Origin of the sequence: Mycobacterium sp. 1165178.9, from assembly GCF_001673555.1 — a bacterium.
Taxonomy (GTDB): domain Bacteria; phylum Actinomycetota; class Actinomycetes; order Mycobacteriales; family Mycobacteriaceae; genus Mycobacterium.
The window spans coordinates 1-2,683 of sequence record NZ_LZMB01000017.1 but is presented as its reverse complement, the minus strand read 5'-3'; the positions used below and the strand labels follow the sequence as shown (position 1 = coordinate 2,683).

3 protein-coding genes and 1 pseudogene are annotated in these 2,683 nt (G+C 68.4%); 3 read left to right on the top strand and 1 reads right to left on the bottom strand.

The window, feature by feature from the left end; genetic code table 11:
• Positions 1-33: 33 nt before the first annotated feature.
• Complete coding sequence (locus tag A5652_RS01080) at positions 34-744, bottom strand: B-4DMT family transporter (RefSeq protein WP_197513688.1); 711 nt, start codon at positions 742-744, stop codon at positions 34-36.
• Between the two features lie 33 nt (positions 745-777).
• Here A5652_RS01080 and A5652_RS01075 point away from each other — a divergent pair, with 33 nt between their 5' ends.
• From A5652_RS01075 to A5652_RS26250, 3 genes and pseudogenes are all read left to right on the top strand, one after another.
• A complete protein-coding gene (locus A5652_RS01075; protein ID WP_067345718.1) occupies positions 778-1,887 on the top strand; it encodes a Xaa-Pro peptidase family protein in 1,110 nt (369 codons plus the stop codon).
• A gap of 148 nt (positions 1,888-2,035) precedes the next feature.
• Positions 2,036-2,599 (top strand): elongation factor P, encoded by a 564-nt coding sequence (efp, locus tag A5652_RS01070; protein WP_007171952.1) that lies wholly within the window; start codon positions 2,036-2,038, stop codon positions 2,597-2,599.
• Positions 2,596-2,683: pseudogene (locus tag A5652_RS26250) on the top strand (N utilization substance protein B); the annotation flags it as partial. The gene efp and the pseudogene A5652_RS26250, both read left to right, overlap by 4 nt.

Here is a 2,683-nt window from a genome sequence, read left to right as displayed (position 1 = left end):
GCGCTATCTGGTCGGGGAGCCCGGCGCCGCCAGCTAGTCCTTATCGTGTTCCTTGCCGGGCCTGGTGTGCTCGTCGCCGGTGCGGATCACCTCGGTCTTCGGGTCGTCGCCGGGCTTGGTGATCGTTTCGGTCGGCGATTCGGAGGTGGACACCTTGTCGGTGGGCGCCTCGCGCTCGGCCGTGGCGACCCCCGCGGTCCGCGCCTCGGTGTGGGCAGCGGACCCCTGCGTGGGAATCTCGCCGGTGGGCGCGTCGTCGGCGCGCACCGCGGAGAACACGTCGGTGTCGGCCCGCTCGTCGTCAGTGCCGGGCCGGCGCGCCGGGGGATTGCGATCCACCCGCCAGCGCCCGATCGTCACGCCGATGATTGCGGGCACGAAGACAATCAGCGCGGTGAAGGCCGCGAACGTCGTCAACTCGTTGAGCAGCCCCCCGGTGTACAGGCCGCTGTAGAAGGTCGCGATCAGCCAGGTGACGGCTCCGCTGAGCACGCCGGCCACCAGGCCCGCCAGCAGCCAGGTCATCGCCAGGTCGCCGCGGCGATCCGGATCGGGGTTGGCGATGGCGTCGGCTCGGCCGTCGCGAATCCCCCAGATGATCACCCCGATGATGAACACAAGCAGCAACGCCACGCTGAACAGCGTCGCCTGCGTCTGCCACGCGTTGATCAGCGCACCCTGGAACAATCGGACCACGACCATCGCCGCGGCGTAGACCAATCCGCGCAGCATCCACTTACTCATGGCCCAAAAGCGTAGCGAGTACCGTCAAGACCCGTGACACATTCACAGCGTCGAGACAGGCTCAGAGCGCGACTCGAGGCCGGCGGATTGGATGCGCTGCTGGTCACGGACCTGGTGAACGTTCGTTATCTCTCCGGCTTTACCGGATCCAACGGCGCGTTGCTGGTGTTCGCCGACGATCGCGGCCCCGTGCTGGCCACCGATGGGCGATACCGAACCCAGGCCGCCGAGCAAGCACCGGACCTCGAAGTCGCCATCGAACGGGCGCTGGGACGTTACCTGGCCGCGCAGGCCGCCGAGGCGGGCGCCCAGAAGCTGGGCTTCGAAAGCAACGTGGTGACCGTCGACGGATTCGACGCCCTGACCCGCGAGCTGGACGAGCGAAAGTCGGGCACCGAGCTGGTCAAGGCTGCCGGAACGGTCGAAGCGCTGCGCGAGGTCAAAGACGCCGGCGAGGTCGCGCTGCTGCGGCTGGCCTGCGAGGCGGCCGACGCGGCTCTGAGCGATCTGGTGGCGCGTGGCGGCCTGCGTCCCGGCCGGACCGAACGCGAGGTCAGCCGCGAACTGGAGGCCCTGATGCTCGACCACGGCGCCGACGCGATCTCGTTCGAGACGATCGTGGCCGCGGGGCCGAACTCGGCGATCCCGCATCACCGCCCCACCGACGCGGTGCTGGCCGGCGGCGATTTCGTCAAGATCGACTTCGGGGCGCTGGTCGGCGGTTATCACTCCGACATGACCCGCACCTTCGTGCTGGGCAAGGCCGCCGGCTGGCAGCTGGAGATCTACCAGCTGGTCGCCGACTCGCAGCGGGCCGGCCGGGAGGCACTGCACGCCGGCGCCGGCTTGCGCGAAGTGGACGCCGCGGCCCGCCAGGTGATCGCCGACGCCGGCTATGGCGAGCAGTTCAGCCACAGTCTGGGTCACGGCGTGGGCCTGGAAATCCACGAAGCACCGGGCATCGGCGCCACGTCCACCGGCACGTTGCTGGCCGAATCCGTGGTGACCGTGGAGCCCGGCGTCTACCTGCCCGGTCGCGGCGGCGTGCGCATCGAGGACACTCTGGTGGTGCCGGACGAGGCTCGCGGCACGCCCCCGGAATTGTTGACCAAGTTCCCCAAGGAGCTGACCGTTTTGGCGTAGCCCCGAACACGTCCACCGCTGGCGGGGTTTCGCGCGTCATGTCCGACCCCGGCCCGGCGGGCGCGGGTGCGGAGCGCTCTAAACTGATCGACAAGTCACAGACAGTTCCGCAGGCGACTGTCCAACGTCCGAGGAGATATACCGAACCGTGGCAAGCACTGCCGATTTCAAGAATGGACTGGTGCTGGTGATCGACGGCCAGCTGTGGCAGATCGTCGAGTTCCAGCACGTCAAACCGGGCAAAGGTCCCGCCTTTGTGCGGACCAAGCTGAAGAACGTGCTGTCCGGGAAGGTCGTCGACAAGACGTACAACGCCGGCGTGAAGGTGGAGACCGCCACCGTCGACCGGCGCGACACCACCTACCTCTACCGCGACGGCTCGGACTTCGTGTTCATGGACAGCCAGGACTACGAACAGCACCCGCTGCCCGAGTCGTTGGTCGGCGACGCGGCCCGGTTCCTGCTGGAGGGCCTGCCGGTGCAGGTGGCGTTCCACAACGGGGCTCCGTTGTACATCGAGCTGCCGGTATCGGTCGAGATGGAGGTCACGCACACGGAGCCGGGCCTGCAGGGCGACCGGTCCAGCGCAGGCACCAAACCCGCCACCGTGGAGACCGGCGCCGAGATCCAGGTGCCGCTGTTCATCAACACCGGAGACAAGCTGAAGGTCGACACGCGCGACGGCAGCTACCTGGGGCGCGTCAACGCGTGAGCAGACCCGTGAGGGGACGCCATCAGGCCCGCAAACGTGCCGTCGACCTGCTTTTCGAAGCCGAGGCCCGCGGGCTGAGCCCGG